Origin of the sequence: Ferrovibrio sp., from assembly GCF_965278975.1 — a bacterium.
Lineage (GTDB): Bacteria > Pseudomonadota > Alphaproteobacteria > Ferrovibrionales > Ferrovibrionaceae > Ferrovibrio.
This window is the reverse complement of record NZ_OZ257126.1, coordinates 3,299,008-3,325,864: the sequence shown is the minus strand read 5'-3', so window position 1 is coordinate 3,325,864 and position 26,857 is coordinate 3,299,008. Positions and strand designations below refer to the sequence as shown.

Genomic DNA, 26,857 nt, shown 5'->3' with positions numbered 1-26,857 from the left:
TATATGAATATAATTACACGCTATAAAGAGCCAGGCCCTACTGCGCCGCCGGCAGCATCCCTTCGAGCCAGGGCCGGAACACCCCTTCCCGTACCAGCGTGCTGGCAGCCTTGATATCGGGAGCGAAGAAACGGTCCTGGTCATAGGCCGGCACCGCCCGGCGGATCAGGGCATGGGCCGCTTCCAGCCGCTCAGAGCTTTGCAGCGGGCGATGGAATTCGATGCCCTGAGCAGCGGCAAGCAATTCGATGCCGACAATGCCGGCGGTATTTTCCGCCATGGTCAGCAGCCGGCGTGCGCCATGGGTAGCCATCGAAACATGGTCTTCCTGGTTGGCCGAGGTCGGCAATGAGTCGACACTGGCCGGATGGCTCAACTGCTTGTTCTCGGAAGCCAGCGCCGCCGCCGTGACATGGGCAATCATGAAGCCGGAATTCAGGCCCGGCTCGGCCACCAGGAAGGCCGGCAGGCCGCTCAGCGTCGGATCGGTGAGCAGCGCGATGCGGCGTTCGGAGAGCGCGCCGATCTCGGCAATCGCCAGCGCCAGGATGTCGGCGGCAAAGGCCACCGGCTCGGCATGGAAGTTGCCGCCCGACAGCACGTCGCCGCCATGGGGATCACCGGCATCGGGAAACAGCAGTGGGTTGTCGGTCACGGCGTTGGCTTCGCGCTCAAGCGTTGCCGCCGACTGGCGCAGCAGATCCAGCACCGCGCCCATCACCTGCGGCTGGCAGCGCAGCGAATACGGATCCTGCACCCGGCTGCAATCGAGATGCGATTCCCGGATGCGGCTGCCCTGCAGCAGCGCCAGATACACCGCCGCCGTATCGCGCTGGCCGGGCTGGCCGCGCAATGCATGGATGCGCGGATCGAACGGTGCATCGCTGCCCTTGGCGGCTTCCAGCGACAGCAGGCCCGAGATCATGGCGGCGGCAAATACATCCTCGGCGGCGAACAGCCCGAGCAGGGCCAGGGCGGCGGAAACCTGCGTGCCATTCAGCAGCGCAAGGCCCTCCTTGGGCGCCAATTCCAGCGGCTGCAAACCGGCCTGCGCCAGCGCCTCGGCGGCCGGCATGATCCGTCCCTGATAGCGCACCTCGCCAACGCCGATCACGGCGGCGGTCATATGCGCCAGCGGCGCCAGGTCGCCCGAGGCCCCTACCGAACCCTTGGCCGGGATGCAGGGCAGCAGGCCGAGATTGGCGAAATCCACCAGGCGCTGGATCACCTCCCAGCGCACGCCGGAATGGCCACGCGCCAGGCTGGCGGCCTTCAGCGCCAGGATCAGCCGCACGGCATCGTCCTCCAGCAGCGGCCCCGTACCAACGGCATGGGACAGCACCAGATTGCGCTGCAATTCAGCCAGCCTGTCATTCGGGATGGCGGCCTGGGCGAGTTTGCCGAAGCCGGTGTTGATACCATAGGCAACACGGCCCTCGGCGATGATGCGCGCCACCAGCGCCACCGAAGCATCCACCGCCGGGCGTGCCGCCGGGCTGAGCGCGAGGCGCGGCGCCTCGCGTGCGATGCGCCGCCAGCCGCTCAGCGGCACCCGGCCAGGCTCAAGCACCAAATCCGCCATGCCAGCCTCCTCAATCTCGTCTGCCGAGCAATATGCTAGACATGTATAGACAGCCTAGGAATGGTGCCCGGCGGCGTCAAGCGGAGAATATGCAGGCGGCTCTGACCGGGCCTCGCCTAAAGCCTGCCGGTCCTGGCCAGGCCTTAGGCGATTGCCATCATTCTGGGCAATGCGCTGCTTTCACATCGCCGTCGCAATCCTGCCCTTCCCCTTGCAGCACATACGGGCCTATGCTTATCGCACGCTGGGCTTGCAGCCATCGGCAGCCGGCACAACACATTGCGAGAGTAAAATTCCAAGGGGGTAGTCATGTCAGCCAAGGCCTTGTCCAATACCAGCATCGGCGGCCGCATCAATATCGGCTTCGGTATCGTCATTCTGCTGCTTGTCGTGGTTGCCGGCGCCGGCCTGTTCGGCGCCAACAGGGCCAGTTCGCTGTTCGATGCCTATGACGATTCCTCCGACGCCACCCGGGCGGTATTCCGCGCCGAACGCGATGTGATCGATATCAGCCGCAACATACTGCTCTACATCGACCGCGACAGCGAAGACGGCCTCAACAAGGCACGCGCGCTGATCAAGTCGATGCCTGAAACGCTGAAAGCCGCCGAAGCCGTATCCGATGCCAAGGACCGCCAGCAGATCGCCACGATCCGCGATCAGGTGGAGAAATACGGTGCGGTGGTAGAGGAAGTGGTGAAGGCGCGTGCCGAGTATAACGGCATCTTCGCGCGCGAGACCGTGCCGGCCTCCACCAAGCTGCGCCAGATCCTGCCCAAGCTGATCGATGATGCCGAAGCACGCGGCGATTACCAAACCGCCTATCTCGCCACCCGGGTGAATGAAACCCTGGCCCTGATCGGTTCCACCGCCTATCAGTTCCTCTACCGCCCGAAACCGGAATTGCTCACCCGCACCATGCAGCTCACCAACGAGGTGACCGGCGCGGCCAACCTGCTTACCGATCGCCTGGCCGTGGTATCGAAGGGCGAGGTGGTGGATGAGATCACCAATTCCACCAAGATTTATGCCAGCAGCCTGGTGCGGGTGATGACCATCATCGGCAAGATCGGCACCGACATGCAGGCGCGCATGGCCCAGCATGCCGTGGCCGCCATCGACCTCAACGTCGCATTGGCCAAGGAACGCAGCGCCGAACTGGATGCCGATGAAGCCGCGCTGCACCGCAATCTGGAAGGCACGTTGCTGGTAATTGCACTCACCGCCCCTATCGCACTGGTGGTCGCGGTGATTTTCGCCATGCTGATCGGCCGTTCGATCCGCCAGCCGGTGCTGCAACTCACCGATACCATGGACCAGCTTGCCACCGGCGATTACAGCATCGTGGTGGCCGGCCTGGAGCGCCAGGACGAGCTTGGCCGCATGGCCCAGGCGGTGCAGATCTTCAAGCAGAATGGCGAGGAGAATGAACGGCTGCGGCAGCAGGTGGAAACCGAACGCCAGCAGCGCGAACGCGACCGCGCCGAGCAGGAAGCCGAGCTTGACCGCTCGGTCGGCATGGTGGTGACGGCGGCGGTGGCCGGCGACCTGACCAAGCGGATCGACACCAGCAACCTCGACGGTGTGATGAAGGGCCTAGCCGAAGGCATCAACAACCTCGTCGGCAGCGTCTCGGCGGCGGTGGAGGAAGTCGGCCAGGTGCTGGCCGGCATGGCTGGCGGCGACCTCAAGCGGCGGGTGCGCGGCGAGTATCGCGGTGTGTTCGGCACCCTGAAGGATAACGTCAACACCACGCAGGAGCAGCTTTCCGGCACCGTGCGCGGCATCGCCGATGGCGCCGCCATGGTCAGCGAGGCTTCCGCCGAAATCTCCGCCGGCAGCCAGGATCTGGCGCAACGCACCGAGTCACAGGCCGCCAGCATTGAGGAAACCGCCGCCAGCATGCACGAGATTACCGCCACGGTGCGGCAGAATGCCGACAATGCCCAGGCGGCCAATCAGCTCAGCCAGGCGGCGCGCGATGCCGCCGACAAGGGCGGCAGCGTGATGCAGGATGTGGTTGGCGCCATGAGCGGCATCGAAGGATCGAGCCAGAAGATCGTCGAGATCGTGGCATTGATCGACGAGATCGCGTTCCAGACCAACCTGCTGGCACTCAATGCTTCCGTCGAAGCGGCGCGGGCTGGCGAAGCCGGCAAGGGTTTTGCCGTGGTGGCGCAGGAAGTGCGCGCGCTGGCGCAGCGGTCGGCCAGTGCATCCAAGGACATCAAGGCCCTGATCGCGGAATCCAATAGCCAGGTGAAAACCGGCGCGACGCTGGTGAACCAGGCCGGTACCGCCTTGGGCGAAATCGTGACCGCCGTGAAGAAGGTGACCGATATCGTCGCCGAGATTGCAGCGGCTTCACGCGAACAGGCGACCGGCCTGGATCAGATCAACACCGCTGTTGCCAGCATGGATGAAATGACCCAGCGCAACGGCGCGCTGGTGGAAGAAACTTCGGCCTCGGCGCAGTCTCTAAGCAATCAGGCGAGCGAGCTGGCGCGTCTGGTCGCCTTCTTCCAGATCGAAGGCAGCGGCGCACCGCGCGCCGCCAAACCGGCAGCCGCGCCGAAGCCGGTTGCCGCAGCCAAGCCCGCAGCGCCTGCGAAACCGGCCGAAGTGACGAAGTTGGCAGCGCCAAAGCCGGCAGCCAAGGCGACGACGCCGCCGCCAGCCCAGCCATCATCCAAGCCGGTTGCCAAACCTGCTCCCGCGCCAGTCGCCGCCGGTAACGACGACGACTGGAAGGAATTCTAGAGTCTAGCGTTTACGCGCCTAACGCTTGCGGGGATGCGTCATGCCGGCAAGGTCGAGGATGGTATCGATCTGGCCGGCGTCGACCCAGCCCTTTTCCAGCACCAGGTCGCGCACGGTGCGGCCGGTCTTGAGGGCTTCCTTAGCCAGCGCCGCCGCGCGCTCATAGCCGATATAGGGATTGAGCGCCGTGACCAGGCCGATGCTGGCCTCGACATGGCGGCGGCAGTAATCCTCGTTCGCCGTGATGCCGGCCACGCAAAGCTCGGTCAGCGTGCGCGCCGCCCGCACCAGCAATTGCAAGGAGTGCATCACGTTATGCACGATCAGCGGCTCCATCACATTGAGCTGGAGCTGGCCGGCCTCGGCCGCCATGGTCACCGCCATGTCGTTGCCGATCACCTGGAAGCAGACCTGGTTGACCACTTCCGGGATCACCGGGTTGACCTTGCCCGGCATGATCGAGGAACCCGGCTGCATCGGCGGCAGGTTGATCTCGTTCAGGCCGCCGCGCGGGCCGGATGACAAGAGCCTCAGATCGTTGGCTATCTTCGAGAGCTTAACCGCCACGCGCTTGAGCATGCCGGAATAGAGCACGAAGGCGCCCATATCCCAGCTTGCCTCGATCAGGTTGGCGGCGCGCACCATCGGCAGGCCGGAAACACGCGCCAGTTCGCCAATCGCCAGCGCGGAATAATCCGGGTCGGTGTTGATGCCGGTGCCGACCGCAGTGCCGCCGAGATTGACTTCATGGAACAGCCGCACGGTTTCGTTGCCGCGCGCCACATCTTCCTCGATGTTGATCGCGAAGGCCTCGAATTCCTGGCCCAGAGTCATCGGCACGGCATCCTGAAGCTGGGTGCGGCCGAGCTTGACGATGGTGTTGAAATCCTCGCCGCGCTTGCGGAATTCGGCGGCCAGGGCCTGCAAGGCATCGGAGAGTTCGGCATGGCTCAGCAATGTCGCCAGCCGCACCGCCGTGGGATAGGCATCGTTGGTCGATTGCGAGAGGTTCACATCGTCATTCGGATGCAGATGCGCGTAATCGCCGCGCTGATGTCCCATCAGTTCGAGACCGCGATTGGCCACCACCTCGTTTACATTCATGTTGGTGGAAGTGCCCGCGCCGCCCTGGAACACATCGATGGTGAACCATTCATGCAGCCGGCCGCCGATCAGTTCGTCGCAGGCCGCTGCGATGGCGGCATTCTTCTCCGGCGGCAGGTAGCCGAGCTTGGTGTTGGCACCGGCAGCGGCCTTCTTCACCATGCCGAAAGCGCGGATCAGGTTGGGATAGTGATTGAGCCCGATGCCGGAGATGCGGAAGTTATCGATTGCCCGCCGGGTCTGGATGCCATAATAGGCCGCCGCCGGAATCGCCATCTCGCCGAGCGAGTCATGCTCGAGCCGCGTGTCAGTCATCACATTCTCCTGATGCGGCGCACCGCACCAGGAGGTGACGGTTCAGACGGTGCGCTGCGATTTGTCCTTGGCGTTGGTTGCCTCGATGGCGGCGCGGATCTCGACCCAGTCATTGTCCGACAATTCCAGCAGGTTGCCGAAGCCGCCCGCTGAATTGAGCCACTGACCGCCATCGATGGCGATCACCTCGCCGTTAATATAGCTCACTTCATCGGCCATCAGGAAGGCCGCGAAGTTGGCCAGTTCGGGCAATTCGCCGACACGGCGCATGGGAATCGAGTCCATCATGCGTTTTTCCAGTGCCGGTGTCGGCGCCAGGCGCTTGGTCATGCCTTCGGTGGGGAATGGGCCGGGCGCGATGGCATTGAGGCGGATGCCCTTCGGCCCCCATTCCACAGCCAGGCTCTGGGTCATGGCGGCAATGCCAGCTTTCGACATGGCGGACGGCACCACGAAAGCCGAGCCGGTCCAGACCCAGGAGGTGACAATGGAAATAACACTGGCCTTGTGGCCGGCGGGCACCCAGCGCTTGCCGCAGGCCTGGGTGACATAGAAGCTGCCATGGAACACGATATTGGCGATGGCATCGAAGCCGCGTGGGCTCATCTTCTCGGTCTGGGCGATGAAGTTGCCCGCCGCGTTGTTCACCAGGCCATCCAGCGGCCCATCGCGCCAGATCGTCTCGATCATCTCATCCACTGCCTGGGCAACCCGGATGTCGCAGGCCATGAAATGCACCTGGCCGCCGGTCGCGCTACTCAGCTCCATCGCCGCCTCGCGCAGAACCCCCTCGCGCCGGCCACAGATATAGACCACCGCGCCGAGTTCGAGGAAACGCTTCGCCATCGCCTTGCCCAGCCCGGTGCCGCCACCGGTGATCAGGATGCGCTTGTCCTTGAGCAGATCAGTCCGAAACATGTGCCCTCCCCGGCTTCCATCGCTTGGAATTTATTGTATGCGCAAATTATACTGAGGGCAGAAAACGGGAGGAAGCCTCATGGAGCTTGAGCTGGGTGGCAAAGTCGCCATCGTCACCGGTGCCAGCAAGGGCATCGGCCGCGCCATCGCCGAGGAACTGGCCGCAGAAGGCATGAAGCTGGTGCTGGCGGCACGCTCCGCCGACCTGCTGCAGGATCTGGCCGGGAAGCTGAACCGCGAATGTCTGGTGCAAGCGATTGATCTGCGCACGAACGATGCCGCCACCGCTCTGGTGCAGGCGGCGATCAGCCGCTTCGGCCGCATCGACCTGCTGGTGAACAACGCCGGCGCCACCAAGCGCGGCGATTTCCTCAGCCTCACCGATGAAGACTGGAGCGACGGCTACGCCCTGAAATTCTTTGGTGCCATGCGCCTCACCCGTGCCGCCTGGCCGCATCTCAAGGCCAGCCAGGGCGGCGTGGTGAACATCATCGGCGTCGGCGGCCGCACCGGCAGCGCCGAATTCGCCATCGGCGGCTCGGTCAATGCAGCCGCGATGAACCTGACCAAGGTGCTGGCCGACCGGGGTGTGCTGGAAGGCGTGCGGGTAAACGCGATCAATCCCGGCAGCATCGCCACCGACCGGCTGAAGGTGCGCATCACCTCCTTCGCCAAGGAACAGGGCATCACGGCTGATGAAGCAGCCCAGCGCATGCCCCGCGCCATGGGCGTGGCCCGCTTCGGCGAGCCGACGGAAATAGCCAAGGCGGTGGCCTTCCTGGCCTCGCCGGCGGCGGCCTATATCAATGGTGCCATCCTTGATGTCGATGGTGGCCTGACCCGAACCCTATGATCTGACTGTCCGTGTGACCTGACTGGCCCTGTGACCTGACCGGACATTCCCGCCAGGGCTGCATCCTGCGGCATTGTGGCTGCACAGGAGACATTTCCTTGCGGCTGCAATATCCGGTAGTATGGTTGCTGCCATGTGGATAAGCGTTCAGATTCGCCGTTTACCGGCGCTGCTGCTGCTCGTCCTGCTCGCCTTGCCTGGCTTCGGCTCAGGCAGCGTGGCGGCGCAGGACCTGGCACAGCCCAAGGGACCGGTAATTCTCACCATCTCCGGCGCCATCGAGCGCGGTAATGGAAAAGACGCCCAGGGCAAAATTGTGGCGAATTTTGACTTGGCCATGCTGGAGGCGCTGGGCGAAACCGGCTTCAGCACCACCACGCCCTGGCACAAGGGCCAGGTGCGCTTCGATGGCATACCCGGCAAAGCCCTGATGGAACTGGTGCGCGCCAAGAGCGATGGCATCGCCCAGGCCGTGGCGCTGAATGACTATGCCTCGTCCGTGCCGGTGGCGGATTTCCTGCAGCGCGGCCTGATCCTGGCGCTGAAACTGGATGGCGCCTACATGACGGTGCGCGACAAGGGGCCGCTTTTCCTCATCTACCCGTTCGACAGCCAGTCTGAACTGCGCCACGAGACCTACTACACGCGGTCGGTCTGGCAGTTGCGCCGGCTCGATATCCGCTGATCCCGATGCCCGGCACCGACCCGCTCATTGGCCACGCCACACCAGAACGCGCCAGCTTGTTCGGCTCGGCGCGGCGTTTCGTGTTTGGCTTCACCGCCGTGTTCGCCATCGCCATTGTCGCGATCTCCTCCTATCTCTACATCCAGCATCGCGAATTCAGCCGCGTGATGCGGCAGAATGTGATCTTCGAAGCAACGCAGTTGCGTGCCGAATTCCTTGCCTTCGATGCCACACTGGCGGAAATCCTTGCCGGCATGCCGGAACGTGCACGCAGCCAGGCCCAGACCCGCTACGACATCATGCTGTCCCGCCTTGCCGCCATCGAGCAGGGCCGCAGTGCCGAGGTCTATCTCGACGATCCGGAGATGGCGCCGAATTTCGCCGCGCTGGCCAGTGAAATCCGGCAATGGGAAGCGGCGGTAGGCCGTTTCACCGCCGGCGATGATGCTGCCGGCTACAGCCTGCTGCAGCAACTGGCGGCAGCCGCGCCGCGCTTCGGCGCCTTCACCGCGCGGGCCAATACCCTGACCCAGATCCGCATCGCCGATACCAACCGGCGACTGGAGCATCTCTATATGCTGCTGATCGGGCTGCTGGTGGCCGGTTCGGTGGTGGTGACGGTAATCTCGCGCCTGCTGCTGCGCCAGGCGGCCGCAACCGATGCGGCGCACCGCCATCTCGCCGCCCTGGCGCGTGACCTGGAAGCCGCGCGCCGCCAAGCCGAAGCGGCGAACCGGGCGAAGTCGAGTTTCCTCGCCTCGATGAGCCATGAACTGCGTACACCCCTCAATGCGGTGATCGGCTTTGCCGATATCATGCATCAAGGCCTGTTCGGACCGCTTGGTAATTCGCGCTACGCCGAGTATGTCGCCTCGATCCAGCAGAGCGGCCAGCATCTGCTTAGCCTGATCAACGATATCCTCGACATGTCGCGGATCGAGGCCGGGCGCGTGGAATTGAACGAGGACCGCATCGATATCGGCATGCTGCTGGATGATTGCCTCGACCTGGTGATGGTGCAGGCACGGACCAAGAATGTGCGTGTCGATATCGCCCGCTCCCAGAATGACGGCGCGCTGTGGGCCGATGAACGCGCGATACGCCAGATGGTGCTGAACCTGCTGTCGAATGGTGTCAAATTCACCGCCGAGGGTGGCAGCGTTACCGTGGAGCACGGCACCGCTGCCGATGGCTGGTATGAAATCAGCGTCACCGATAGCGGCATCGGCATGGCGGAGAATGAAGTCGCCCGCGTGTTCGAGCCCTTCGCGCGCGGCGGCAGCCAGTTGGTGCGCCAGCAATATGATGGCACCGGCCTCGGCCTGCCGATCACCCGGCGGCTGGTGGAACTGCATGGTGGCCGCATCCAGCTCAAGAGCCAGCTCGGCCTCGGCACCACCGCCACGCTGCGCTTCCCGCCCGAGCGGATCAGCCGCGTCGCTGATTTCGGCGCCATCCTGTCCACGCCTGGCGGCAATTGACGCCGTGATGCCGCGTCTGCTTGCCGTCATGCTCCTGATGCTGGGGCTGGCCGCCTGTGCCCCCCGGCTGCAGCAGCCGGGCGCCAATCCGGCAATCCCCGCCCTGCTGGAAAACGACTGGCGCGCGGAAGACGGCAGCATCCTGCCGCTGGCCCGCTGGCTGCCGCCGGCGCCGCGTGAAACCCGGGCGGTGCTGCTGGCGCTGCATGGCTTCAACGATTACGGCAATGCCTTCGCCGAACCCGCGCCCTGGTGGGCGGCCGAACATGGCATCGCCACCTATGCGCCAGACCAGCGCGGCTTCGGGCGTACGCCCCATACCGGGTTGTGGGCCGGTGGCGAACGCATGCGCCAGGATTTGCGCGAACTGACCGCGCTGTTGCGGCAGCATCATCCCGGCCTGCCTGTATTCTGGCTGGGTGAAAGCATGGGCGCGGCGGTGGCGCTGAGCGCCCTGGCCGAAAGTGGAAACCAACCAGCCAGCAATCAACCAGATGGCGCCATCCTGGTGGCACCCGCCGTATGGGGCCGCGCCACCATGCCGCTGAGCTACCGCGTCACGCTGGGCATCATGAGTCACACCCTGCCCTGGTTGACGCTCTCTGGCCGCGGCCTGGGCATCCAGGCTTCCGACAATATCCCGATGCTGCGCCGCCTTGGCGCCGATCCGCTGGTGATCAAGCAGACCCGCGTCGATGCCATTCACGGCCTGGTCGGCCTGATGGACGAGGCTCTTGCCTCCGGCCCGAAACTCAAGGCGGCACCGCCGCTGCTGCTGCTCTATGGTACGAAGGATGAAGTGATCCGCCGCGAACCGGTGGAGCATTTCGTTGCCGCCATGGCCGGCCACCGCCGCATCGCTCTGTACGATACCGGCTGGCACATGCTGCTGCGCGACCTGCAGGCCCAGCGGGTGTGGCGCGATGTCGCGTCCTGGATCACGGATCGCGATGCCCCCTTGCCCTCCGGACGCGAAGCCTTCACGCTGCCGCTATTCGCGAAGGAACGGGGTGAATGACGCGGCAGGCTTGGCTCGACGGAGTATGGATTTTGCTCGGCATGGTGCCGACGCTCAGCCTTATCCTGCTGCTGATCGATGCCGAACATGGCCTTGCCCTCACCTCGCTGGGCAGCACTGCCGTATTGCTGTTCTGCTATCCCGAGCATGAAGGGCTGCGGCCCAGCGCAATATTGATCACGCATCTGGCCGGCGCCCTGATCGGCTTCGGCCTGCTCCACAGCATCGGCAGCAATGCCTGGAGCATGGCGCTGGGCGTGGCGCTGATCGCGGTGCTGATGAAAGCGGCCAACATGATGCATCCGCCGGCAGGCGCCAATCCACTGATCGTGCTGAATGTGAAGCCGGGTTTGGCTTTCCTGCTCGATCCGCTGCTGCTGGCGCTGGGGATCGCGATGCTGGGTGTATTTGTGTGGAGCCGGCTGCGACCAGGGCCGGAACCAAAGCCGCGCTGGCCGATGCGCTGGAGCCCTTAAGCTCTACGCCAGCCAGAACATCCTGTTCACGTCGAGCGGCGACATGCGGCGGCCATTGCCATTGCCGTCATAGGTCACGGGGGCATCGCGGAATTCGCGTATGCCAGCACCCTTGCTGGCATTGTCGGCGCGCTGATCGCGCGCGATCACCGAGGTGATGCGCAGCATCGTCTGCAGGTTGACCTCGACGCCGGCCGCCGCGCCATCGGTGATGCGGGCGATTTTCGCCGACGCCACAGCCCCCACCGGCGCGTCGAGCGTGGCGCGGTAGATCGGGCTGGTCGGCAGGATCGGGGTAATGGTGTCGGCCATAATGCGTTAAGTATAACGCCGCTGCCGGCAGGGCCAACCACTTTCTTTGGTTAATCCCGGAAAAACGGGAAATCCGCCACCAAATCCACCGCCGGTAGCCCGCAAAAAGCCGGGCTGCCGGCGGGTAGTATGGTTAACGTCAGCCTTCGAGATGGCTGCGGAAGCGGCGCAGGATGTCGCGCGTCGCCTTGGTCAGCAGGCCCTGATCGATGCCCACGGCAACGAAGGTGAAGCCGGCATCGAAGTAGCGTTTCGCGTCTTCCTCGTTCGGCGCCAGGATGCCGGCCGGCTTGCCGGCGGCCTTGCACAATTCCAGGCCCTTCATGATCGCCGCCTGGGCTTCGGGATGCGAGGCATTGCCGAGATGGCCGACATCGGCGGAGAGATCGGCGGGGCCGATGAAGATGCCATCGACACCTTCCTGCTTGGCAATGACCGGGATGCGGTTCACGGCGGCCAGCGTCTCCACCTGCACCAGCACGCCCAGTTCTTCCTCGACATGCTTGTGGTAATCGGCGACCAGGCCATAACGGTTGGCGCGCTGCGACATCGAAACGCCGCGAATGCCCTTTGGCGGATAGCGCGTCGCCGACACGGCAGCGGCGGCCTCATTTTCATCCTGGATGAAGGGCAGGATCAGGTTCGGCGCGCCGATATCGAGAAAACGCTTGATCAGGATCGGATCGTTCCAGGCCGGACGCACCACCGGCGTGGCGGTGTTGGCATCGATCTGCATCGCCTGCAATTGCTGCAACACCATCGGCAGTTCGTTCGGCGAATGCTCAGTATCCAGCACCACCCAGTCAAAGCCGGCGGTGGCGATAATCTCAGCCACGATGTTGGAGCACAGCATGCTCCACAGGCCGATCTGCGGCCGGCCCTCGGCCAGCGCCCTCTTGAAGGCATTGCGGGGTATATGCACGGTGTTTCCTCCTGGGTCGCCAAGCGTGGGCGAACGTTAATATGTGCTTATGGGCCGCCAGGGCTGTGAAAAGGCGACGAAAAAGTCTTAACCAGGGCGGCAGGCTTTTGCTACAGTCCAGCCACGATATTCCCTCCGACCGGAGACTGAAACCATGGACCAGCTTCCCGCCACACGGAGTCAGGCCGGACAGCAGCGCGGCCTTTCGGTCGGACGCAGCGGCCAGGCCGGCGACAATCTTCATTCCGCCAAGGATTACCTCACCTTTGCCATCGACACTCAGGTCTATGGCATCGACATCCTGAGCGTGCGCGAGATCCGCGCCTGGACCGATGTGACCAACCTGCCGAACACGCCGGAATTCGTGCGCGGCATCATCAATCTGCGCGGCACGATCGTACCGATCTATGATCTGCGTGTCCGGCTTGGCGGCGGCATTACCAAGCCGACCCGCATGCATGTGGTGATCGTGGTGGTGGCCGCCAATGGCACCTTCGGCCTGCTGGTCGACAGCGTGTCGGATATTCTCTCGATCGAGGATCGCGAATTGCAGGGCGTGCCGGAAACCGATGCCTCGTCGGATTACCGTTTCCTCGCCGCCATCGCGGCACGGGAAGAGCGCATGGTGTCGATCATCGATCTTGATCGCCTGGTCACCGGCCAGGCGGCAGCGCAGTTGCAGAGCATTGCGGCTCAGTCCGAACCTGCGGCCATTGGCGTGCAATAATCCGGGCATTCAATAGCCGCGGCGTGCAGCCGATTTGCGCGCATTAGTCAGCATGCCGATCTTATTGCATCCTATTTGCGAATGTTATTTATTCGCGAAAACTTCTATTATTGTTACAGGAAAGTAATTCGCGCTATAAGACGAGCAAGGCGTTAATGAGCAGACCTGATCGAAGGAGAAGGTTGATGCTGTTCCCGCGCTTGTCACTGAATACCAAATCCCTCCTGCTGGCCGCTTTGATCGCGCTGGTATTTCTTGGCCTTTACCTGATTGATCTGCGCTTTCCCGAACGCCTCAGCATCGCATTGCTGATCGCGGCGATCGTGCTGATCGGCCTCTCCATGTTGCTGCTGCGCGATATAGCCGTGCCGCTGCAGGCCATGCGCACGACATTGCAGGACCTGGCGCAAGGCCATGCGGTGGAAACCATCCCGGGCCAGGGCCGAGGCGACGAAATCGGCGTCATCGCCGATGCTGCGGCAGCCTTGCGCGACAGCCAGCTTGCCGCCACGCGGATCGAAAGCGCGCTTACCGGCACCACCACGAATGTGATGATCGCCGATGCGGAAAACCGCATTGTCTACTGCAATACGGCGGTGATCGCTCTGCTGCGCAACGCCGCCAGCGACATCCGCAAGGATCTGCCGCATTTCGATCCCGATGCCCTCGTCGGCGCCAAGATCGATATCTTCCACAAGAACCCGGCGCATCAGCGCGGGATGCTGGAAAAGCTGACCAGCACTTATCGCACCCGCATCACTGTTGGCGGCCGGCGCTTTGAACTGATCGCCAGTCCGGTGGTGAACCGGCAGGGTGCGCGGCTTGGCACCGTGGTGGAATGGGCCGATATCACCGAGCAGCTGCGGCTGGAAAGCGAAGTGATCGCCGCCATCGCCATGGCCAGCGAGAAGGGTTTCTCCGAACGCATGGACCTTGCCGGCAAGAGCGGCTTCCTGCGTCAGCTCGGCGAGGCCGTGAACACGCTTTCGGATACATGCCAGGGCATGACCCGTGATATCGCCGCCACGATGGACGCCATGGCGCGCGGCGATCTCAGCCGCCGCGTCGAGGGCAACTATCCCGGCATCTTCGGCGAGTTGCGTGATGGCGCCAACGAGACGCTGGAAAAACTGCGCGAAGTGGTCAGCCGCATCACCAGCAGCGCCACCCAGGTACGCGATGCCTCGGCCGAGATTTCCGCCGGCAGCCAGGATCTGGCGCAGCGCACCGAGGCTCAGGCCGCAGCATTGGAGGAAACCGCCGCGTCGATGCATGAGGTGACCACCACGGTGCGGCAGAATGCCGATAATGCCCAAGCCGCTAGCAGCTTGAGCAAGGCAGCCCGCGAGACCGCCGAAAAGGGTGGCGATGTGGCGCAGCAGGCGGTGGCGGCGGTGAGCCGCATCGAGGAAAGCGCGCGCAAGATCGGCGACATCGTGGCACTGATCGACGAGATCGCGTTCCAGACCAACCTGCTGGCGCTGAATGCTTCCGTGGAAGCTGCCCGTGCCGGTGAGGCCGGCAAGGGCTTCGCTGTCGTGGCGCAGGAAGTGCGGGCGCTGGCCGGCCGTTCGGCCAATGCCTCGAAAGACATTAAGGCGCTGATCAGCGAGTCCAATGCCCAAGTGAAATCCGGTGCCGGACTGGTGCAGCAGGCCGGGGCCTCGCTCACCGAGATTGTCGGCGCCGTGAAACGCGTGGCCGATATCGTCGCCGAGATCGCCATGGCCTCTTCCGAGCAGTCGCGTGGCCTGGATGAAGTGAACACCGCCATCGGCAACATGGACGAGATGACCCAGCGCAACGGCGCCATGGTGGAGCAGACCACGGCCTCGGCCCAGCAGATGGCGAGCCTGGGTCAGACCTTGGCCGAAATCGTCGGCTACTTTCGGCTTAAGTAATTGATTTTACTGCTTAGGGCCTAGCTACAAGGGAAATCGGCGGGTTGACGTGCCGGGCTTTGCCCGGCATGTTCGCGCCGCCATTCCTGAAAATATGCTGGATTCCCCAAGATCATGACGCAGGCCGCGACCGTCACCGTTCCCCCGCACGCCCTTCCCGCCAGCCATGCCGACATGGCCAATGCCATCCGGGCGCTCTCGATGGATGCCGTGCAGGCAGCCAATTCCGGCCATCCCGGCATGCCGATGGGCATGGCCGATGTGGCGACCGTGCTGTTCACCCGTTTCCTGAAGGTCGACCCGGCCCGGCCGAATTGGCCGAACCGCGACCGCTTCGTGCTCTCCGCCGGCCATGGCTCGATGCTGCTCTATTCGCTGCTGCATCTCACCGGCTACAAGGACATGACTCTGGAGGAGTTGAAGAACTTCCGCCAGATCGGCAGCCGCACCGCCGGCCATCCTGAATTCGGCCATGCCGATGGCATCGAGACCACCACCGGCCCGCTGGGCCAGGGCATCGCCAATGCGGTCGGCTTCGCGCTGGCCGAACGTCTGCTCAATGCCCGCTTCGGCGATGCCGTGGTTGATCACTTCACCTATGCGATTGCCGGCGACGGCTGCCTGATGGAAGGCATCAGCCACGAAGCGATTTCGCTGGCCGGCCATCTCAAGCTGAACAAGCTGATCGTGCTGTTCGATGATAACGGCATTTCCATCGATGGCCCGACCTCGCTCTCGGTCAGCGACGACCAGCTCGCGCGCTTCAAGGCTTCGGGCTGGAACACGGCTGCGGTCGACGGCCACGATGCCGAAGCCGTTGCCGCCGCGATTGCCGCCGCGCAAAAGAGCGACAAGCCGACCATGATCGCCTGCAAGACGGTGATCGGCTTCGGCGCGCCGAAGAAGGCCGGCACCTCCGGCGTGCATGGCTCGCCGCTCGGCCCCGATGAGATCAAGGGCGCGCGCGAAAAGCTCGGCTGGCCGCATGCGCCGTTCGAGATTCCCGCGCCCATCCAGGCCGCCTGGCGCCAAGCCGGCGCCAAGGGCGCCGCCCACTCGGCCGCCTGGGACAAGGCCCTGGCCGCGCTGCCCACCGCCGACCGCGCCGAATTCGAGCGCCGCATGAAGGGTGACCTGCCGGCCGAGTATGACGCCACGATCAAGGCCTATATCGCCAAGCTGGTGGCCGACAAGCCGAAATGGGCGACGCGCAAGTCGTCGCAGATGGCGCTGGAAGCGATCAACCCGGTGGTGCCGGAAGCCATCGGCGGCTCCGCCGACCTCACCGGCTCGAACAACACCAAGACCGCCGGCCTCGATCCGGTGAAGCCCGGCGACTTCAAGGGCCGCTACATCTATTACGGCGTGCGCGAGCATGGCATGGCGGCGGCGATGAACGGCCTCGCCCTGCATGGCGGCGTGATCCCCTATGGCGGCACCTTCCTGGTGTTCAGCGACTACTGCCGCAATGCCATCCGCCTCTCGGCGCTGATGGGCCAGCGCGTGATCTATGTGATGACGCATGACTCGATCGGCCTGGGCGAAGATGGCCCGACGCATCAGCCGGTGGAGCATACCGCCTCGCTGCGCGCCATCCCGAACCTGCTGGTGCTGCGCCCGGCCGATGCGGTGGAAACCGCCGAGGCCTGGGATATCGCGCTGCGCTCCAAGGACCGCCCCGCCCTGCTCTGCCTGACGCGTCAGGACCTGGCCGCCGTGCGCGTCACCGATGCCGGCGAGAATCTCTCGGCCAAGGGCGGCTATGAACTGCGCGCTGCGGATGGCACGGCAAAGGTGACGCTGCTCGCCACCGGCTCGGAAATCTCCATTGCCATGGCGGCCCGCGACCTGCTGCAGCAGCAGGGCATCGGCACCCGCGTGGTGTCGCTGCCCTCCTTCGAGCTGTTCAACGAGCAGCCGGAAGCCTATCGCAAGGCAGTGCTGGGCATCGGCACGGTGCGCATCGCCATCGAGGCCGGTGTGCGCCAGGGCTGGGATGCCTATATCGGCGATAACGGCGCCTTCATCGGCATGAAGGGCTTTGGTGCCTCCGGCCCCTACGAGCTGCTTTACAAGCATTTCGGCATCACACCGGAAGCCGTGGTGGAAGCCGCCAAGGCACGGCTGTAACAAGCCGCAAAACCTTACAGTCATACCCGCGCACGCGGGTATCCCATTTTCTGTCAATGAAATGGGACCCTCGCCTGCGCGAGGGTGACGGCAGGGTATGTCCCTACCGATGCAGCCTGCGGTCCAGCGCCAGCAATCCGGCGCTGACCGTGACGGCGAAGGCGAACAGTATCAGCGCGATGGCCATGATCATGCGCACATCGTTGATGCTGATCGCGTTCATCAGCAGGAATCCCAGGCCGCGCTGGGAGGCGAACATCTCGCCCAGCAGCACGCCGAGCAAGGTGAGCGAGAAGCCGATGCGCTGGCCGGAGACAATCTCCGGCAGGGCTGCGGGCAGCAGCACGGTGCGCGCGGCGGTGAACGGATCGAGCCGCAGCGTCCTGGCGGTGCGGATATAGACCGGGCGGATATTGCGCACGGCGTTGAGCGTGAAGATCGTGACCGGAATGATGCCGTGCAGTGCGCCGAACGCCACCTTGGCCGGCAGCCCGAGGCCGAACAGCAGCAGCACCAGCGGATACAGCGTCACCTTCGGCAGCGCATAGAGGCCGACCAGTATCGGCTCCATCACCTGGCCGCTAGATTTATGCGCGCCGAGCATGATGCCAAGCGCCAGGCCGCCGAATGAAGCGATCAGCAGCGAATAGCCCAGCGCCCTGAGCGATTCCCAGAGATGCGGATAGAAATTGGCCCGCCCCAGCAGCGTGGCGGCGAACCGCACGGTTTCCGCCGGGCCGGACAATGCTTCATCACCCGCCCACCAATACATGCCCTGCCACAGCACCAGCACGGCAAGAGCGAGCAGCAGGAAATCCGTGGCCCTGCGCATCATCGGCCACCCCGGCGCGCAATCAGCCGCTGCTCCCAGATATGCAAAGCGGCGTTGATACTGCCGACCAGCAGCAGGATGAACAGCATCAGCGCATACATCGTGCGGTTATCGAAGTTGTTGTAGGCATAGGCAATGGAATAGCCCAGGCCGCCGCCCGACAGGATGAATTCCGAGGCAATCACGCCGATGAAGCTGTAGGCCACCGAGAGCTTCACACCGGTGAACAGATACGGCAGGGCCGAGGGCAGCTTGATGCGCAAGGCCACCGCCAGCGGCGGCATGTGATGCAGGCGGGCGGTTTTCAGCAGCACCGGCGGGATGCGGTCCAGCCCGTTCAGCGTGCTCACGATCATCGCCACCACGCCGAACAGGAAGCCGATGACAATGATCGGCAGACGGTTGAGGCCGAAGATGACAATGAAGATCGGATAGAAAACGAAGAACGGCACCGCGTACCACGTCGCCAGCAGCGGATCGAGCACGCGGCGCAGGCGCGGCAGGCTGTGGATCACCACGCCAAGCGCGAAGCCGACCGAGACGCAGAGCAGGAAGGCGATGCCGACATTGCCGAGCGTAGCGGCGATATCGTTGTTGAGCTTGCCGATGCGCAGCAAGCGCCACAGATTCTGCGCCATCTCGCTGGGCGGAATCATCGTCGCCTTCTTGATCCAGGCCAGCCGGCAGGCCAGTTCCAGCAGCCCGACCAGGCCGGCGATCAGCAGCAGCCGGACCCAGCCGAGCCGGCTCATGGCTTGCTGCCACTGTTGCCGCTGCCGCCCATGACTTTCAGCGATTCCGCGCGCAGATGCGACCACAGCCGCGCGGTGAGCGCGCCGAAGCCGGCTTCGGCCACCAGATTGCTGTCGCGTTCGCGCGGCCAGTTGGTTTCCACCAGATCGATGAAGCGGCCGGGCCGCGCCGACATCACGCCGACACGATCCGCCAGCATCGCGGCTTCATCCAGCGCATGGGTGATCAGCAGCACCGTGGCGCCGGTTTCGCGCCACAGCCGCAGCAATTCATCGCCCATCAGCAATCGTGTTTGCTGGTCCAGCGCGCCGAACGGCTCATCCAGCAGGATCAGGCGCGGCTGCATCACCAGGGTGCGCGCGATGCAGACGCGCTGGCGCATGCCGCCGGAAAGCTGCGCCGGATGCGCCTTGGCGAAATCCTTCAGCCCCATGAAACCGAGGGCATACTCCACCCGGCGCGCGATCTCGGCCGCCGCCATGCCCTGGCGGCGCAGGCCGAAGGCAACGTTATCGGCAACGCTGAGCCAGGGGAATGAGGCATCCTCCTGGAACACCACGCCGACGCCATCGGGCACGCTGTCGCCAATCGGCTGGCCCTCGAAACGCGCCACGCCGTCGCTCGGGCGCGCCAGACCGGCCAGCACATCCAGCAAGGTGGATTTGCCGCAGCCCGAAGGCCCGACCACGGCAAAGAATTCGCCGCGTTTCAGGGTCAGATCAATCGGCCCCAGCGCATGCACCGGCGGCTGCCCGCCGATGGCCGGATAGACGCGGGTGACGCCGGCGAGTTCCGCCGCCGGCGCCGCGCTGCCTGCGGTCACGAGGGCTTGCGCAGATCGGCAGGCAGGAAGGACGTATCCACCAGCTTCGACCAATCCACCGGACCATCCACTTCACCGATGATGCGCAGGCCCTCCACCATGCGGTCCATGGCCGCAAGGTCGATATCGCCCTTGCCCCAATAGCCCACGGCAATCATGTTGCGCACCGCCTTTTCGCCCAGCGGTGTGTCAAGGTTATAGGCCTTGGCGAAGATGGCGCCGGCCTCGGCAGGACTGGCATTGAGGAAATCGACGCCCTTGCGGCGGCCTTCGATGATCGCCTTCAGCTTGGCCGGCTGCTGCTTGATGAAGTCCGCCGTGGTGATACCGACAGTCTGGGTCAGGTTCGGCAGTTCCTTGGAGAGTTCAAACACCGGACGGTATTTATCCGACGAACGGCTCCAGATCGGATCCATCGTGGGGGCCGCCACCACGGCGCCCTGGCCGAGCGCGGTGAGACCGGCGCCAATCGAGCCGGTGGAGATGCGCTCCACCTTGTCGAGCGCCACGCCGTTCTTGGCCAGCACCATGATGCTGAGCATGTCGGTGACCGATTTCGGGCTGGTATAGGCGATCTTCTTGCCGACCAGATCCTTCACCGATTTGATCGGGCTGTCGGGCGTGGTCACCCACAGGATATCAGCCACCGAAACGGCGCCGGCATTGACGATCTTGATCGGCAGGCCTTCCTTGGCCGCAGCCACCGCCGCCGCCAGGCTCACCTCGCCATAGGGCAGGCCGCCGGCCAGCACGTTGCGCACCGTGGTGCCGCCGCCCTTGGAGGTGAGGATGCCGGTGATATCGACGCCAGCCTGCTTGAAGAAGCCCTTCTCCATCGCCACGGCATATGGTGCGCCATACATCAATGCGCCCCAATGGGTGACGCTGATTTCTTCCGCCTTGGCGGCGGGCGCGGCAAATCCCAGTGCAATAGCGGCAACCGCCAGGGCCTTCACTGCCTTGATGAGCATGGCCAAATCCTCCCGTTTATATTTTTGTCCGCAAAGCATAGCGGAGCCTGCAAGCAGGCGGCAAGGCAGACTGTTGCATTGGCAACCATGCCGGAGGCTGCGGCAGAATCAGGCCTCGCAACCCAGAAGATGCGGCGAATAAAGTTTATGTATATTTAGCCAAAAACGGGGAAAAATTTGTTGATTCCACAAACGATGCCCGCTTAAGAAGAAATATCAGCCAGGGTGATCTCCCCAGCCAGCGTACTGATCCACGAACTTTGCTTTTTCTGGGATGCCGCAGCGTCATCACCCCCTCCTTATCGCCGGCCTGATCCTGCTGCAAACCACAAGCTGGGTGCTGGTGCCGTATTTCACGCTGCCGAACGCGCCGCTGGATGTGATCGAGGGCGCGGTCTGGGGCCGGCAATTCGAACTCGGCTACCACAAGGGGCCACCGCTTTTCGCCTGGGCGCTCGGCCTCGGCCTGCAATTGCTGCCCGGCTCCATGCTGCCGGCCCTGCTGCTGAGCCAGTTCTCGCTCGGCCTCGCCTATTGGGCGGTGTGGCGCGTGGCGCGGCGGCTCTATGGCGACGACGACGCGCTGATCGTGCTGTTGCTGATGACCACGATCTATTTCTATGGCTTCCCGAGCCCGGAATTCAATCCGATCATCCTGCAGATGGCGTTTTCCGCCATTGCCGGCTCGTTCTTCTACACCGCCTTGCGCGACGACCGCCTGCGCGACTGGGTGATTGTCGGCATCGCCGCCGGGCTGGGCCTGCTGACGCGCTATTCCACGGCGATGTATCTGGTGGCGATGGCGGTGTTCGTGCTGCTGCAGCCGCAGGCGCGGCTCTGCCTGAAACGCCCCGGCCCGTATCTGGCAGCGGTGATAACCTTGCTGATCATGCTGCCGCATCTCTACTGGCTGCAAAATCATAACTTCGTCAGCTTCGCCTATGTCGATCAGCGCGCCGGTTTTTCCAGAGGCTGGAACCGTGTGCTGCTGCCGGTGCATTTCATCGGCAGCCAGTTCCTGGCGCTGCTGCCGCCGCTGGTCCTGCTGCTGATCGGCCTGGGCGCCAGGTCAGAACCCGTGGTCACGGCCCCGCGTGATAACCGTTTCGAAAAATGGTTCGTCATCGCCATCGCGCTCGGTCCTGTGCTGCTGGTGGTGATGCTGGCGCTGATCATGGGCCGCACGCCGCGCGCCATGTGGGGTGCACCGCTCTGGATCTTCGCCACTCTGCTGGTGCCGCTGCTGTTCAGCGACAAACTCTCCGCCACCGGACGGCGCTGGGTGGCCCGCGCCTGGCCGGTGATGTTCCTGCTGCCGCTGGCACTCTATGCCAGTGCCATGGTGGTGGGGCCACAGGTGATGAACCGCAACAAGCGCGTACACTTTCCGGGCCAGGAACTGGCCCGCACCGTGACCGATACCTGGCGGCGCGAAACCGGCCAGCCCCTGCGCTTTGTGGCTGGGCAGATGTGGCTCACCGGCAATGTGGTGTTCTATTCCAGCGACCGGCCGCAAAGTTTCACGGCGGCGAGCCGCATCGCCGCGCCCTGGATCGACAATGCCCGGCTGCGGCAATGCGGCGCCATGCTGCTCTGGCCCATCGCACTCGACGAGGATGAGATTCCGCATAATCTCGCCGCGGCTTTTCCCGATGCACGCCTGTTGCCGCCGCTGGTGCTCAAGCCGCCGCCCAACGCATTGCAGCACCTGCCCTTCCGCTTCGGCTGGGCAATAGCCCAGCCGGCGCCGGGGGCCGCTGCCTGCCCGGAACGCCGCTAGAACAACAGCTCTGCCAAACACGGGCAGCAGCGGCGGGTGGGTGTGGCGGGCGGGGGCTGCACATGCTATAGCCTCCCGGCCCATGCAAACGCCCATCCCCTTGCCCGCGCGCGCTTTTCGGTGATGACCTTGCCCGCCACTCCAGCGACAACCACCGCCAAAGCCCCCAGCTCCTGGATCCTGATCCGCCGCCTGCTGGCCGAGCATGTGCGGCCGCATATCGGCACCCTGGCAATCGCCGCCCTGAGCATGGCGGTGGTGGCCGCTGCCACGGCCGGCAATGCCTGGCTGCTGAAACCGATCCTGGATGGCCTGTTCGGCCAGGGCAATCCCGACTGGCTCTACCTGATCCCGGCCATGGTGATCGGCGTGGCGGTGATCAAGGGCTTCGCCGGCTATCTCGAAGGCTCGCTGATGGGCGGCTTCGGCGAACGCATCATCGCCGATACCCAGGTCCGCATGTATGCCAAGCTGATGCATGCCGATCTCGCCTGGCTGCACCAGATTCATTCCGGCAAGCTGATCGCCAGTTTCCTCTATGACGCGCATCTGCTGCGCGAGGCCGTGGGCAAGGCACTCACCGGCATCGTCAAAGACAGCCTCAGCCTGATCTTCCTCGCCATCGTGATGTTCCTGCAATACTGGCAGCTCTCGCTGGTGGTCTGCGTCATCTTCCCGATGGTGGCGATCTTCTCGCGCCGGCTGGGCAAGAAGACGCGCAAAGGCTCGAAGCGCAGCCAGGAAGAAACCGGCAAGCTGACCACCATCCTGAGCGAGACCTTCGACGGCGCCCGCATGGTGAAGGCCTATGGCATGGAGGACCGCGAGACCGAACGCGCCAGGGCCTCGGTGGAGCAGCGCCTCACCCATGCCATGCGCGTGATCCGCGCCCGCGCCGCCGCTTCACCCTCCACCGAGGCCCTGGGCGGCATCGCCATCGGCATCGTCGCCTTCATCGGCGGTCAGCAGATCATCGCCGGCACCACCACGCCCGGCACGCTGGGCAGCTTCATCGCCGCCGTGCTGATGGCCTATCAGCCGCTGAAATCGATCTCCACGCTCAATGTGTCGCTACAGGAAGGCCTTGCCGCAGCCGAGCGCATCTTTGCCGTGCTGGACCAGGAAGCCACCATCCGCGATGCCGCCGATGCCAAGACGCTTACCGTGCAGGGCGGCGAAATCCGCTTCGAGCAGGTCAGCTTCGCCTATGACCCGGAGCATCCGGCTCTGCGTACCGTCACCATTCAGGTGCCGGCGGGCCGCAAGGCCGCTCTTGTGGGTGCCTCGGGTGCTGGCAAGTCAACCATCCTCAACCTGATCCCGCGCTTCTACGATGCCAGTGCGGGCCAGGTGCTGATCGATGGCCAGGATGTGCGCGGCGTGACTTTAAGCAGCCTGCGCGGCAGCATCGCCCTGGTGAGTCAGGAACTCACCCTGTTCGACGATACCGTGCGCGCCAATATCGCCTATGGCCGTTCGGGCGCCAGCCAGGCCGAGATCGAAGCCGCGGCCAGTGCGGCGGCGGCGCATGATTTCATCACCGGCCTGCCGCAAGGCTACGATACCCTGGTGGGCGAAAATGGCGTGAAGCTTTCCGGCGGCCAGCGCCAGCGCATCGCCATCGCGCGCGCCATGCTGCGCGATGCGCCGATCCTGTTGCTGGATGAAGCTACTTCCGCGCTGGACAGCGAAAGCGAACGCCTGATCCAGGAAGCTCTGCGCCGGCTGATGCAGGGCCGCACCACCCTGGTAATCGCGCACCGCCTCTCCACCGTGATCGATGCCGATATCATCTTTGTGCTTGATCGCGGCCAGCTGGTGGAACAGGGCAGCCATGCCGAACTGCTGGCTAAAGGCGGCGTCTATGCGCGGCTCTATGCCACGCAATTCGCCGCCGGGGCCTGAGCCCGATGTCGTTGGTGAAGCGCCTGCTGCGCAGCGATGCCGCGCTGAACTTCGCCTCTGCCACCATCGCACTCTATATCCGCCTGGTGCGCGCCACCTCGCGCTGGCAGACCATCGGCGCGGAATATCCGCAAGCGCAATGGGATCAGCACAAGGCCTGCGTCGTCGTGTTCTGGCATGGCCGGCTGCTGCTGATGCCGCCCGCCTGGCAGGGCAGCACATTCCCGCTGCACATGCTGAGTTCGCAGCATCGCGATGCCGACCTGATCGTGCGCAGCGTCGCCCGTTTCGGCATCAAGACCATACGCGGCTCCACCGCCAACCCGAAGAAGGCCGATAAGGACAAGGGCGGCCGCGCCGCGCTGCGCGCCCTGCTCACCGTGCTGAAGCAGGGCAATGCGGTTGGCTTCACGCCCGATGGCCCGCGCGGGCCACGCATGCAGGTCAGCCCCGGCGTGATCGCCACCGCGCGCCTGGCCAAAGTGCCGATCCTGCCGATCACCTATTCGACCCGGCGACGCAAGATGATCAATACCTGGGACCGCTTCATCCTGCCGGCATTGTTCACCAGCGGCGTCACCATCTGGGGCGAACCGATCGACGTATCCAGCAACAACGATGAAAGCCTGGAGCAGGCGGCTTTGCGCGTGGAAGCGGCTCTCAACGCCATCACGGCGCAAGCCGACCGGCTTTGCGGCCATGTGCCGGTAGAACCGGCGCCGCGGGACAAATAGCCATGCCGCGGACGCCCGACTTCTGGTCTGCCGGCACCACGTCATCGCTGCCCGCCCTGTTGTCGCCGCTGGCCCTGCTCTATGGCCTGGGCAACCGCCTGAACCGCGCCTTAGCCCAGCCGCAGGAAGTGGCGGTGCCGGTGATCTCGGTTGGCAATCTGGTTGCCGGTGGCGCCGGTAAAACGCCGACAGCCATCGCCCTGGCGGCCCGGCTGAAAGCCATGGGCCGCTTGCCCGCGATAATCAGCCGTGGCTATGGCGGCAGCGAAGCCGGTCCGCTGCGCGTCGATCCTAGCCTGCACACGGCGGCTTTGGTTGGCGATGAAGCCCTGCTGCTGGCGCGTGCGGCACCAACCTGGATCGGCCGCGACCGCCCCGATGCCGCCCGCGCCGCCTGCCGCGCCGGCTGCGATATCCTGCTGGCCGACGACGCGCATCAGACCTATGCCCTGGAACGCGATATCAACTTGCTGGTGGTGGATGCCGCGCAAGGATTCGGCAATGGCTGCCTGCTGCCCGCCGGTCCGTTGCGCGAAGGCATCGCGGAAGGCCTGGAGCGCGCCGATGCTGTGATCCTGATCGGCCAGCCGGCGCAGCCTTTCGATTTCGGCGCGCTGCCGGTATTCGCTGCCGCATTGCAGCCGCTGGCGGCAGATGCGGCGATGCTGAAGGATGAGCGCGTGCTGGCTTTCGCCGGCATCGGGCGGCCAGAGAAATTCTTCGCCACGCTGGAAAGCATCGGCGCGCATGTCGCTGAACGCCAGGCTTTCCCCGATCATGGCGCCTATGACACCGATACGGTCATGCGGCTGGTGGAGCGTGCCGTGGCGCTGAAGGCGCAGGCCGTCACCACCGAGAAGGATTTGATGCGGTTGCCGCCGGAAGCCCGCGCCATGGTGCAGGTGCTGCGCGTCGAACTGGTATTCGAAGCGCCCGGGCGCATCGAAGCCTTCATCACCGAGGCCTTGACCGATGCCTAAGATATTCGGCATCGAAACGCGCGCCGAGCCGCATGAATATGCCGCCGCTTTCGGCGCCCGCTTCGCGCTCGCGCTGTTCGGCTGCCTGCCGCTGGATACGGCCTCGGCTTTCGGCGGCTGGATCGCGCGCAAGCTCGGGCCGCGCATCGGCATCCACCGCGTTGCCGCGCGGCAGCTGCGCCGCGCCCTGCCCGGCCTGGACGATGCTGCCGTGGCGCGCGTGCTGGATGGCATGTGGGACAATCTCGGCCGCGTGATAGCGGAATACCCGCATCTGCCCAAGCTGCGCCTGGGCGATCGCGTCGAACTGGTCGGCACCGAGTATCTGGATGCCGTGCGTGAATCCGGCAAGGCGGCGATCTTCTTCTCGGCGCATTTCGGCAATTGGGAATTGATCAGCCTGGCCGGCTCGCAAAGCGGCCTGCCGCTCACCCTGGTCTACCGCGCCGCCAACAACCCGCTGACCGAGGAATTGCTGCAAAACCTGCGCGCACGCGCCAGCAATGCGCGGCATGTGCCGAAAGGCGTGCGCGCCGCGCGCGCGCTGTTGCAGGCTTTGCAGAACAACGAAGCCCTCGGCATGCTGGTGGACCAGAAGCTCAATTCCGGCGTCAGCGTGCCGTTCTTCGGCCGCCCGGCAATGACCGCGCCGGCGATTGCCGAGCTTGCCTTACGGCTGGGCTGCCCGGTGCTGGGCGTGCGCGCCGAGCGGCTGGGCGGCGCCCGCTTCCGCGTCACCGTCGAGCCGCCGTTTATCCTGACGCCAAGCGGCGACCGCGAGGCCGATGTGCTGGCCGGCCTGGGCAAAGTGCATGCGGTGCTGGAACGCTGGATCCGGGACCGCCCGGATCACTGGTTCTGGGTGCACAAACGCTGGCCGAGAGACTAGCGGCTG

General features: G+C 64.6%; 23 protein-coding genes. 14 read left to right on the top strand and 9 right to left on the bottom strand.

Features of this window, described 5'->3' with window-relative positions; genetic code table 11:
• Positions 1–37 precede the first annotated feature (37 nt).
• Complete coding sequence (gene hutH / locus ACQY7X_RS15765) at positions 38–1,582, bottom strand: histidine ammonia-lyase (protein WP_428246370.1); 1,545 nt, start codon at positions 1,580–1,582, stop codon at positions 38–40.
• A gap of 309 nt (positions 1,583–1,891) precedes the next feature.
• Between hutH and ACQY7X_RS15760 the strand changes: the two genes are divergently transcribed.
• Complete coding sequence (locus ACQY7X_RS15760) at positions 1,892–4,342, top strand: methyl-accepting chemotaxis protein (protein WP_428246369.1); 2,451 nt, start codon at positions 1,892–1,894, stop codon at positions 4,340–4,342.
• A gap of 18 nt (positions 4,343–4,360) precedes the next feature.
• On the opposite strand, the gene ACQY7X_RS15755 is transcribed toward ACQY7X_RS15760, so the two are convergent.
• Both ACQY7X_RS15755 and ACQY7X_RS15750 read right to left on the bottom strand, forming a co-directional pair.
• On the bottom strand, positions 4,361–5,761 hold the full coding sequence (locus ACQY7X_RS15755) for an aspartate ammonia-lyase (RefSeq protein WP_428246368.1): 1,401 nt from the start codon (positions 5,759–5,761) through the stop codon (positions 4,361–4,363).
• A gap of 42 nt (positions 5,762–5,803) precedes the next feature.
• Positions 5,804–6,679 (bottom strand): SDR family oxidoreductase, encoded by an 876-nt coding sequence (locus tag ACQY7X_RS15750; RefSeq protein ID WP_428246367.1) that lies wholly within the window; start codon positions 6,677–6,679, stop codon positions 5,804–5,806.
• A gap of 79 nt (positions 6,680–6,758) precedes the next feature.
• Between ACQY7X_RS15750 and ACQY7X_RS15745 the strand changes: the two genes are divergently transcribed.
• From ACQY7X_RS15745 to ACQY7X_RS15725, 5 genes are all read left to right on the top strand, one after another.
• Positions 6,759–7,532: an SDR family oxidoreductase gene (locus ACQY7X_RS15745; protein ID WP_428246366.1), complete on the top strand. Its 774-nt coding sequence runs from the start codon at positions 6,759–6,761 to the stop codon at positions 7,530–7,532.
• Positions 7,533–7,665: 133 nt separating this feature from the next.
• The gene (locus ACQY7X_RS15740) at positions 7,666–8,217 is read left to right on the top strand and encodes an oxidoreductase (protein ID WP_428246365.1); all 552 of its coding nucleotides are present in this window, start codon (positions 7,666–7,668) and stop codon (positions 8,215–8,217) included.
• Positions 8,218–8,222: 5 nt separating this feature from the next.
• On the top strand, positions 8,223–9,698 hold the full coding sequence (locus tag ACQY7X_RS15735; RefSeq protein WP_428246364.1) for a sensor histidine kinase: 1,476 nt from the start codon (positions 8,223–8,225) through the stop codon (positions 9,696–9,698).
• 7 nt (positions 9,699–9,705) lie between these two features.
• Positions 9,706–10,716, top strand: coding sequence for an alpha/beta fold hydrolase (locus ACQY7X_RS15730; RefSeq protein ID WP_428246363.1), 1,011 nt, complete (start codon positions 9,706–9,708; stop codon positions 10,714–10,716).
• A complete protein-coding gene (locus ACQY7X_RS15725; protein ID WP_428246362.1) occupies positions 10,713–11,192 on the top strand; it encodes an HPP family protein in 480 nt (159 codons plus the stop codon). The genes ACQY7X_RS15730 and ACQY7X_RS15725 overlap by 4 nt, the downstream gene beginning before the upstream one ends.
• A gap of 3 nt (positions 11,193–11,195) precedes the next feature.
• Here ACQY7X_RS15725 and ACQY7X_RS15720 read toward each other — a convergent pair whose 3' ends face one another.
• Positions 11,196–11,504 (bottom strand): hypothetical protein, encoded by a 309-nt coding sequence (locus ACQY7X_RS15720; protein ID WP_428246361.1) that lies wholly within the window; start codon positions 11,502–11,504, stop codon positions 11,196–11,198.
• 139 nt (positions 11,505–11,643) lie between these two features.
• Positions 11,644–12,426: an HpcH/HpaI aldolase family protein gene (locus tag ACQY7X_RS15715; RefSeq protein WP_428246360.1), complete on the bottom strand. Its 783-nt coding sequence runs from the start codon at positions 12,424–12,426 to the stop codon at positions 11,644–11,646.
• Between the two features lie 154 nt (positions 12,427–12,580).
• On the opposite strand from ACQY7X_RS15715, the gene ACQY7X_RS15710 reads away from it, so the two are divergent.
• From ACQY7X_RS15710 to tkt, 3 genes are all read left to right on the top strand, one after another.
• Complete coding sequence (locus ACQY7X_RS15710; protein WP_428246359.1) at positions 12,581–13,153, top strand: chemotaxis protein CheW; 573 nt, start codon at positions 12,581–12,583, stop codon at positions 13,151–13,153.
• A gap of 185 nt (positions 13,154–13,338) precedes the next feature.
• Positions 13,339–15,054, top strand: a complete 1,716-nt coding sequence (locus ACQY7X_RS15705) for a methyl-accepting chemotaxis protein (RefSeq protein WP_428246358.1) — start codon at positions 13,339–13,341, stop codon at positions 15,052–15,054.
• A 114-nt stretch (positions 15,055–15,168) separates the two neighbouring features.
• The gene (tkt, locus tag ACQY7X_RS15700) at positions 15,169–17,184 is read left to right on the top strand and encodes a transketolase (protein WP_428246357.1); all 2,016 of its coding nucleotides are present in this window, start codon (positions 15,169–15,171) and stop codon (positions 17,182–17,184) included.
• 103 nt (positions 17,185–17,287) lie between these two features.
• Here the strand turns inward: tkt and ACQY7X_RS15695 are convergent, their stop codons facing one another.
• From ACQY7X_RS15695 to ACQY7X_RS15680, 4 genes are read right to left on the bottom strand one after another with little or no spacing between them, the layout of a single operon-like run.
• Positions 17,288–18,019 carry an ABC transporter permease gene (locus ACQY7X_RS15695; protein ID WP_428246356.1) on the bottom strand — a complete coding sequence of 244 codons (732 nt, stop codon included), beginning with the start codon at positions 18,017–18,019 and terminating at the stop codon, positions 17,288–17,290.
• A complete protein-coding gene (locus tag ACQY7X_RS15690; RefSeq protein WP_428246355.1) occupies positions 18,016–18,768 on the bottom strand; it encodes an ABC transporter permease in 753 nt (250 codons plus the stop codon). Before ACQY7X_RS15690 ends, ACQY7X_RS15695 begins: the two co-directional genes overlap by 4 nt.
• Positions 18,765–19,592 (bottom strand): ABC transporter ATP-binding protein, encoded by an 828-nt coding sequence (locus tag ACQY7X_RS15685; protein ID WP_428246354.1) that lies wholly within the window; start codon positions 19,590–19,592, stop codon positions 18,765–18,767. The genes ACQY7X_RS15690 and ACQY7X_RS15685 overlap by 4 nt, the downstream gene beginning before the upstream one ends.
• Positions 19,589–20,563: an ABC transporter substrate-binding protein gene (locus tag ACQY7X_RS15680; protein ID WP_428246353.1), complete on the bottom strand. Its 975-nt coding sequence runs from the start codon at positions 20,561–20,563 to the stop codon at positions 19,589–19,591. The genes ACQY7X_RS15685 and ACQY7X_RS15680 overlap by 4 nt, the downstream gene beginning before the upstream one ends.
• A 274-nt stretch (positions 20,564–20,837) precedes the next feature.
• Here ACQY7X_RS15680 and ACQY7X_RS15675 point away from each other — a divergent pair, with 274 nt between their 5' ends.
• The 5 genes from ACQY7X_RS15675 to ACQY7X_RS15655 all read left to right on the top strand — a co-directional run bounded on the left by ACQY7X_RS15675 (position 20,838) and on the right by ACQY7X_RS15655 (position 26,851).
• Positions 20,838–22,343: a glycosyltransferase family 39 protein gene (locus ACQY7X_RS15675; protein WP_428246352.1), complete on the top strand. Its 1,506-nt coding sequence runs from the start codon at positions 20,838–20,840 to the stop codon at positions 22,341–22,343.
• Between the two features lie 123 nt (positions 22,344–22,466).
• Positions 22,467–24,248: an ABC transporter ATP-binding protein gene (locus ACQY7X_RS15670; RefSeq protein ID WP_428246351.1), complete on the top strand. Its 1,782-nt coding sequence runs from the start codon at positions 22,467–22,469 to the stop codon at positions 24,246–24,248.
• A gap of 5 nt (positions 24,249–24,253) precedes the next feature.
• The gene (locus ACQY7X_RS15665; RefSeq protein WP_428246350.1) at positions 24,254–24,982 is read left to right on the top strand and encodes a lysophospholipid acyltransferase family protein; all 729 of its coding nucleotides are present in this window, start codon (positions 24,254–24,256) and stop codon (positions 24,980–24,982) included.
• Between the two features lie 2 nt (positions 24,983–24,984).
• The gene (lpxK, locus tag ACQY7X_RS15660) at positions 24,985–25,962 is read left to right on the top strand and encodes a tetraacyldisaccharide 4'-kinase (protein WP_428246349.1); all 978 of its coding nucleotides are present in this window, start codon (positions 24,985–24,987) and stop codon (positions 25,960–25,962) included.
• Entirely contained in the window at positions 25,955–26,851 is an 897-nt protein-coding gene (locus tag ACQY7X_RS15655; protein ID WP_428246348.1) for a lysophospholipid acyltransferase family protein, read from the top strand. Before lpxK ends, ACQY7X_RS15655 begins: the two co-directional genes overlap by 8 nt.
• Positions 26,852–26,857: the final 6 nt, after the last annotated feature.

Coding starts and splice junctions, on each gene's coding strand:
- hutH (WP_428246370.1), bottom strand. CDS start 1,582: ATGGCGGATTTGGTGCTTGAGCCTGGCCGGGTGCCGCTGAGCGGCTGG.
- ACQY7X_RS15760 (WP_428246369.1), top strand. CDS start 1,892: ATGTCAGCCAAGGCCTTGTCCAATACCAGCATCGGCGGCCGCATCAAT.
- ACQY7X_RS15755 (WP_428246368.1), bottom strand. CDS start 5,761: ATGACTGACACGCGGCTCGAGCATGACTCGCTCGGCGAGATGGCGATT.
- ACQY7X_RS15750 (WP_428246367.1), bottom strand. CDS start 6,679: ATGTTTCGGACTGATCTGCTCAAGGACAAGCGCATCCTGATCACCGGT.
- ACQY7X_RS15745 (WP_428246366.1), top strand. CDS start 6,759: ATGGAGCTTGAGCTGGGTGGCAAAGTCGCCATCGTCACCGGTGCCAGC.
- ACQY7X_RS15740 (WP_428246365.1), top strand. CDS start 7,666: ATGTGGATAAGCGTTCAGATTCGCCGTTTACCGGCGCTGCTGCTGCTC.
- ACQY7X_RS15735 (WP_428246364.1), top strand. CDS start 8,223: ATGCCCGGCACCGACCCGCTCATTGGCCACGCCACACCAGAACGCGCC.
- ACQY7X_RS15730 (WP_428246363.1), top strand. CDS start 9,706: ATGCCGCGTCTGCTTGCCGTCATGCTCCTGATGCTGGGGCTGGCCGCC.
- ACQY7X_RS15725 (WP_428246362.1), top strand. CDS start 10,713: ATGACGCGGCAGGCTTGGCTCGACGGAGTATGGATTTTGCTCGGCATG.
- ACQY7X_RS15720 (WP_428246361.1), bottom strand. CDS start 11,504: ATGGCCGACACCATTACCCCGATCCTGCCGACCAGCCCGATCTACCGC.
- ACQY7X_RS15710 (WP_428246359.1), top strand. CDS start 12,581: ATGGACCAGCTTCCCGCCACACGGAGTCAGGCCGGACAGCAGCGCGGC.
- ACQY7X_RS15705 (WP_428246358.1), top strand. CDS start 13,339: ATGCTGTTCCCGCGCTTGTCACTGAATACCAAATCCCTCCTGCTGGCC.
- tkt (WP_428246357.1), top strand. CDS start 15,169: ATGACGCAGGCCGCGACCGTCACCGTTCCCCCGCACGCCCTTCCCGCC.
- ACQY7X_RS15695 (WP_428246356.1), bottom strand. CDS start 18,019: ATGATGCGCAGGGCCACGGATTTCCTGCTGCTCGCTCTTGCCGTGCTG.
- ACQY7X_RS15690 (WP_428246355.1), bottom strand. CDS start 18,768: ATGAGCCGGCTCGGCTGGGTCCGGCTGCTGCTGATCGCCGGCCTGGTC.
- ACQY7X_RS15680 (WP_428246353.1), bottom strand. CDS start 20,563: ATGCTCATCAAGGCAGTGAAGGCCCTGGCGGTTGCCGCTATTGCACTG.
- ACQY7X_RS15675 (WP_428246352.1), top strand. CDS start 20,838: ATGCCGCAGCGTCATCACCCCCTCCTTATCGCCGGCCTGATCCTGCTG.
- ACQY7X_RS15670 (WP_428246351.1), top strand. CDS start 22,467: ATGACCTTGCCCGCCACTCCAGCGACAACCACCGCCAAAGCCCCCAGC.
- ACQY7X_RS15665 (WP_428246350.1), top strand. CDS start 24,254: ATGTCGTTGGTGAAGCGCCTGCTGCGCAGCGATGCCGCGCTGAACTTC.
- lpxK (WP_428246349.1), top strand. CDS start 24,985: ATGCCGCGGACGCCCGACTTCTGGTCTGCCGGCACCACGTCATCGCTG.
- ACQY7X_RS15655 (WP_428246348.1), top strand. CDS start 25,955: ATGCCTAAGATATTCGGCATCGAAACGCGCGCCGAGCCGCATGAATAT.